This is a genomic window from Pseudomonas sp. 57B-090624, assembly GCF_003234055.1.
GTDB lineage: Bacteria > Pseudomonadota > Gammaproteobacteria > Pseudomonadales > Pseudomonadaceae > Metapseudomonas > Metapseudomonas tohonis.
The window spans coordinates 1-6,198 of sequence record NZ_QKRU01000142.1 but is presented as its reverse complement, the minus strand read 5'-3'; the positions used below and the strand labels follow the sequence as shown (position 1 = coordinate 6,198).

General features: G+C 66.7%; 3 protein-coding genes and 2 pseudogenes. 3 read left to right on the top strand and 2 right to left on the bottom strand.

Features of this window, described 5'->3' with window-relative positions; translation table 11 throughout:
• Positions 1 to 106 (top strand): annotated as a pseudogene (locus tag DMX10_RS31660) (IS110 family transposase); the annotation flags it as partial.
• A 209-nt stretch (positions 107 to 315) separates the two neighbouring features.
• On the opposite strand, the gene DMX10_RS31655 reads toward DMX10_RS31660, so the two are convergent.
• On the bottom strand, positions 316 to 1,581 hold the full coding sequence (locus tag DMX10_RS31655; RefSeq protein WP_111264808.1) for an OprD family porin: 1,266 nt from the start codon (positions 1,579 to 1,581) through the stop codon (positions 316 to 318).
• A 114-nt stretch (positions 1,582 to 1,695) separates the two neighbouring features.
• Positions 1,696 to 3,070 (bottom strand): annotated as a pseudogene (locus tag DMX10_RS31650) (MFS transporter).
• 577 nt (positions 3,071 to 3,647) lie between these two features.
• Here DMX10_RS31650 and quiC point away from each other — a divergent pair.
• Both quiC and DMX10_RS31640 read left to right on the top strand, forming a co-directional pair.
• A complete protein-coding gene (quiC, locus tag DMX10_RS31645; protein WP_111264807.1) occupies positions 3,648 to 5,558 on the top strand; it encodes a 3-dehydroshikimate dehydratase QuiC in 1,911 nt (636 codons plus the stop codon).
• A gap of 78 nt (positions 5,559 to 5,636) precedes the next feature.
• Positions 5,637 to 6,198: TetR family transcriptional regulator (locus DMX10_RS31640; RefSeq protein ID WP_111264806.1), on the top strand; the 562-nt coding region annotated here is incomplete at its 3' end.

The window sequence follows — 6,198 nt, the reverse complement described above, 5'->3', positions numbered from 1 at the left end:
TGGCAAGCAGATCGTCTGCGCAGCGATGCGCAAGTTGCTGAACATCGCCTATGGCGTCTTGAAATCGGGCCAGCCATTTGACGCAAAACTGGCCCTTGCTCACTAGGAATCAAGACGGTATCTACGCACCGGTGGTGTTTTTGATCGGGCACGGTGGCGCTGCCCCCTGTGGGAGCGGCTTCAGCCGCGAAAGACCTTCCGCCGGCACCTGGCGCCGAGCGACCGGATACCTCATCGCGAATGAACTCGCTCCTGTGAAAAAAGCCCGTCACAAGGACGGGCGAGGGGTTGCAGCTACGAGGATGAAGCGGGGATTCAGAGCAGCGAGAAGGGGTAGCTGACGATCAGGCGGTTCTCGTCGAAGCTGTTGGTGTTGCCCCAGTCGCGGCGCTGGCTGGAGTTGCGCCATTTCACCGCCAGGCTCTTGAAGGTGCCGGACTGCACCACGTAGGCGAGCTCGCTTTCGCGGCCCCATTCCTTGCCGTCGGTGACGCTGCCCGTGTGCACGTTGGAGCCGTGGATGTAGCGGTTCATCAGGGTCAGGCCGGGGATGCCGAGGGCGACGAAGTTGTAGTCGTGGCGCAGTTGCCAGGACTTCTCCCTGGCGTTCTCGTAGCTGGAGTTGTAGCTGTCGTTGGCCAGGGTGCCGCCACTGGTGCCGTTGACGCGCATCCAGGCGTCGTCGCCGCTGACCTTCTGCAGGCCGAGGTAGAAGGTGTTGCCGCCGATCTTCGCCGAGAACAGGCCCGACCAGGTGCGGTTGTCCAGGTCGCCGGCCAGGGCGCTGCCGTCTTCCTTGCCGTCGAACCAGCCGATATTGGCGCCCAGGGTCCAGTCGCCGATGGGCTGGCTGTGGGTCAGTTGCAGGTAGTTCTGCCGGTAGATGTCCTCCAGTTGCGCATGCCAGGCGCCGACCAGGGTGCGGCCTTCGTTGAAGGTGTATTCGCCGCCGGCGAAATCGAAGCGGTCCGAGGTGAAGGCCGCGCGGCCGTTGAGCGACATGTCTTCCATGCTGGCGTCGTTGCGCGGGCTGTTGCCATGGAAGCGGCCGGCGTAGAGGGTCAGGCCGTCGAGTTCCCTGGAGGTCAGCTGCGCGCCTTCGAAGGTCTGCGGCAGGGAGCGGCCATCGTCGGAACGCAGGATCGGCAGCACCGGCATCCATTCGCCGACCTTCAGCTCGGTCTTCGACAGGCGCATCTTGCCGGCCACGCCGAGGCGGCCGAAGTCGTCGGCGGGGCGCCCGTCGTCGTGCACCGGCAGCAGCTGGGTGCCCCGGGTGCCCTTGCCGCCGTCGAGCTTGAGGGCATACAGGCCGAGCACGTCGACGCCCAGGCCCACCGTGCCCTGGGTGAAGCCGGAACGGGCGTCGAGGATGAAGCTCTGGGTCCATTCCTCCGCCTGGTCCTGGGTGCTGGAGCCGACGAAGTTGCGATTCATGTAGAAGTTGCGCGCCGTCAGGGTGGCCGTGGCGTCCTCGACGAAGCCGGCTTCGGCGGCGGATGCGGCACCGGCAGCGATGGCCAGGGCGACGGCGAGCGGCAGGCGGGCGCGGGAAAGGCGGTGGGTGTGAAGCTGTTGCATGGTGTGCGTGCCTCTTTGCTTGTTGTTTTCAGGCATGGGGTGCCCGTTCCGCGCCGAGGGGCGCGAAAGGGCGGGTGCGGTCGAGTGATGGGGGCTCGCGAGAGCCCCGGCGGATCAGTGGCTGGCGACGCGCAGGCTGTCCTGGCGGCTGCTGTCGTACTGGGTCTTGTCCATCGGCTTGGCGTTCGGCTTGCCGAGGTCCTCCATCTGCAGGCGGTAGGTCTCGGGTGCCAGGTAGGCGGCGAGGGCGCAGAGGCAGGTGATGGCGAAGGCCAGGCTGCCGACGATCACCGGCACGTTGTCCGAGCCGGGCGGCGCGACGGCGGCGAACAGCGCCGGCAGCATGGCGGTGAGCATGGTGCCGATGTTCTGCGAGATGGCCATGGCGGAGACGCGGTAGCGGGTCTGGAACAGCTCCGGGTAGAAGCTCGGGAACACCGCGTTGTAGCCCTGGTAGACCATGCCCCACATGAGGATCGACATGCCGAAGGCCAGGGGCACGTTGTGGATGCTGATGGCGTAGAGGTAGGCGAAGGCGAGCAGGCCCGAGCCCAATGCACCGGCGATCATGGTCGGGCGGCGGCCGATGCGGTCGGAGAGGTTGCCGACGAAGGGGATGACCAGCACGGCGACGATGTTGCCCACCACCGGGATCCACAGGTAGACGCTCTTGTCGAAGCCGATGCCGTAGGCCGGCTGCACCGCATAGGCCGCGCCGAAGATGGTGGCGACCACGGGGACCACGTTCATCAGCGCCATGAAGGTGACCAGGATCATGTTCTTCCAGCTGTGGCGGAAGGCTTCGGTGACCGGCGACCTGGCGACCTTCTGCTGCGACTCCTCGTTGACGAAGGCCGGGGTCTCGTGGACTTCACGGCGGATGATGTAGCCGGCCACCAGCACCAGGGCGCTGAGCAGGAAGGGAATCCGCCAGCCCCATTCGTTGAAGGCGTCGCTGGGCATGATAGGCCAGCGGCAGGAACACCGCGGCGGCCATGACCTGGCCCGCCTGCACGCCCTGCAGGGTGAAGCTGGCGTAGTAGCCGCGCCGGCCGAAGGGGGCGTGTTCCATGATCATCGAGCTGGCCCCGGAGATCTCCCCGGCCACGGCGAAGCCCTGGATCAGGCGCAGGATCACCAGCAGCACCGGCGCGAGGATGCCGATGTCGCGGTAGGTCGGCAGCAGGCCCACGGCCATGGTCGAGATGCCCATGAGGAACATGCACAGCAGCAGCACGTTCTTGCGGCCACGGGTATCGCCCCAGTGGCCGAGCACGAAGGCACCGATGGGGCGCGCCAGGTAGCCGACGCCATAGGTGGCCAGCGAGGCGACGATGGCGATCTTCGGGTCGGTGGAGGGGAAGAAGATCTGCGGGAAGATCAGTGCCACCGCCTGGGCGTAGATGAAGAAGTCGTAGTACTCGAGGGCGGAGCCTATCCACCCGCTGGCAGTTGCTTTCTTGGCTTGGGAGCTTGAGGGAGTAGCCATCGTTGTCTCCGTTGTTCTTGTCTGTACGCCGGGCAAGCGGGCTCGACCGGTAGTGTGCCGGGTCGAATGAGGTGCACGCAGGCTTGGCCGGACTGGCGGTGCCCTCGGGGGCACGCGCCGGGTTGACCGGTCTGGTTCAGGGAGTGCTGCCGGGGATGGCTAGGCTGTTCGCGCCCGGGGTTCGAGTCGCGGCGGGGCTGGCGGGGGGAGGAGTGCGGTGAGGCGGCTTGGAGTGAGCATGAGGATTTACCCGATTCTTGAAATTGTTATGTGGTGACGCTGGGTTTCGATTGCGTTTTGCCGTGGCGTTTTCAGCAGGCTGCACCGGCGGCGGGTTGCAATGTGGTGAAGATGGTTGCGCAGCGAGCGAAATACCGTCAATTCGATAACCGGCCTTCTGTTCGGTAATCGAACACAAAACTAACCAGTTCGTACATTTCAATTGCTGGGCGGACTTTAGCTACGAATAATCGATTGCGCTACGGCCTCCACGCAAAATCCCGGCCTCGCATCGGGAGGCGTGTCGGCCATCCATGCCGCCGGTCGCAGAACCGGCGCCCTTGCCAGGAGCTCAAGCATGCAGCGTTCGATTGCCACCGTCTCGTTGAGCGGAACCCTGCCGGAAAAGCTCGAAGCCATCGCCGCCGCCGGTTTCGACGGCGTGGAGATCTTCGAGAACGATCTTCTCTACTACGCCGGCAGCCCTCGTGAAGTGCGCCAGCTGTGCGCCGACCTGGGGCTGGCCATCACCTTGTTCCAGCCGTTCCGCGATTTCGAGGGTTGCCGCCGCGACCGGCTGCAGAGGAACCTCGACCGCGCCGAGCGCAAGTTCGACCTGATGCAGGAACTGGGCACCGACCTGGTGCTGGTGTGCAGCAACGTCGCCGCCGATTCCCTGGGCGATGAGCGCACCCTGGTGGACGACCTGCGCCTGCTCGGCGAGCGCGCCGGTGCACGTGGCCTGCGCATCGGCTACGAGGCCCTGGCCTGGGGCCGCCACGTCAACACCTGGCAGCAGGTCTGGAACCTGGTGCGCCAGGCCGACCACCCGGCCGTCGGGGTGATCCTCGACAGCTTCCATACCCTGTCGCTCAAGGGCGATCCGCGCGCCATCGCCGACATCCCCGGCGAGAAGATCTTCTTCGTGCAGATGGCCGATGCGCCGATCCTGGCCATGGACGTGCTGGAGTGGAGCCGCCACTTCCGCTGCTTTCCGGGGCAGGGCGAGTTCGACCTGCCGGGCTTCCTCGCGCCCATCCTGCGCAGCGGCTACCGCGGCCCGCTGTCCCTGGAGATCTTCAACGACGGCTTCCGTGCCGCGCCGCCTCGGGCCAACGCCGCCGATGGCCTGCGCTCGCTGCTGTACCTGGAAGAGAAGACCCGCGACCTGTTGCGCCAGGACCCGACACCGCCGGCCGACCTCGATGCGCTGTTCGCGCCGCCGCCGGCCGGCCGCTACGACGGCGTGGAGTTCCTCGAATTCGCCGTGGACGGCGAGCAGGGCGCGCGGCTGGCCACCTGGCTGGAGCGCCTGGGCTTCGCCCGCGCCGGCCAGCACCGCTCCAAGGACGTCAGCCTGCTGCGCCAGGGCGATATCAACATCGTCCTCAACGCCGAACCCTATTCCTTCGCCCACGGCTTCTTCGAGGCCCATGGCCCGTCGCTCTGCGCCACCGCCCTGCGCGTGGCGGACAGCGCCTCGGCCCTGGAGCGGGCGCGGGCCTACCGTGGCCAGCCCTATCGCGGCCTGGTCGGCCCCAACGAGCGGGAGATCCCCGCCGTGCGTGCCCCGGACGGCAGCCTGATCTACCTGGTGGAGCCCTCAGCGCCAGGGCAGACCATCTACGACAGCGACTTCCGCCTCGACGCCACCGCGCAGGCCCGCGGCAGCCTCACCCGCATCGACCACATGGCCATGGCGCTGCCGGCCGATGGGCTCGACAGCTGGGTGCTGTTCTACAAGGGCCTGCTGGATTTCGAGGCCGACGACGAGGTGGTGCTGCCTGACCCCTACGGCCTGGTGAAGAGCCGTGCGCTGCGCAGCCGCTGCGGCAGCGTGCGCCTGCCGCTGAACATCTCGGAGAACCGCAACACCGCCATCTCCCACGCGCTGTCCAGCTACCGGGGCTCGGGCGTGCACCACATCGCCTTCGCCTGCGACGACCTGTTCGCCGAGATCGCCCGGGCCAAGGACGCCGGCGTGCCGCTGCTGGACATACCGCTCAACTACTACGACGACCTGGCCGCGCGCTTCGACTTCGACGACGAGTTCCTCAGCGAGCTGGCCTACTACAACGTGCTCTACGACCGCGACGCCCAGGGCGGCGAGCTGTTCCACGTCTACACCGAGCCGTTCGAGGGGCGCTTCTTCTTCGAGCTGCTGCAGCGCAAGGGCGGCTATGTCGGCTACGGTGCGGCCAACGTCGCGGTGCGCCTGGCGGCGATGGCCAAGGCGCGCAGCGGCGCCGCACGCCAGGCGAAGCTCTAGCCGATGGGCGGGCCGGCGCTTCCTTCGCAGGGGCGACCGGCCCATAATCCGGCCGGTATGCATTGGCCTGAGTCCCGTATGACCATCACCGCTGACCTGCCCGACGAGCCTGTCGAGACACCCCGCAAGAGCCGCAAGAACAACCCGGAGAAGACCCGCGAGAACATCCTCCAGGCGGCCATCGTCGAATTCGTCCAGCAGGGCCTCTCCGGTGCCCGGGTCGATGCCATCGCCGAGCGCACCCAGACCTCCAAGCGGATGATCTACTACTACTTCGAGAGCAAGGAGCAGCTCTACCTGCGGGTGCTGGAGAAGCTCTACGGCGACATCCGCCACACCGAGGCGCAGTTGCACCTGGCGGAACTGGAACCGCGCGAGGCGATCCGCCGCCTGGTCGAGTTCACCTTCGACCACCACGACCGCAACGTCGACTTCGTGCGCATCGTCAGCATCGAGAACATCCAGCACGGGCAGTACATCCGTGAGTCCGATGCCATCGGCTCGCTCAACGTCACCATCCTCGCCAGCCTCGACGACATCCTCCGGCGTGGCGTCGAGGCGGGTGCCTTCCGGGCCGGGGTGCAGGCCATGGACGTGCACCTGCTGATGTCGTCGTTCTGCTTCTACCGCGTCTCCAACC

Excerpts from the sequence above, each read along its gene's own strand:
- DMX10_RS31655 (WP_111264808.1), bottom strand. The coding sequence starts at position 1,581 with ATGCAACAGCTTCACACCCACCGCCTTTCCCGCGCCCGCCTGCCGCTC.
- quiC (WP_111264807.1), top strand. The coding sequence starts at position 3,648 with ATGCAGCGTTCGATTGCCACCGTCTCGTTGAGCGGAACCCTGCCGGAA.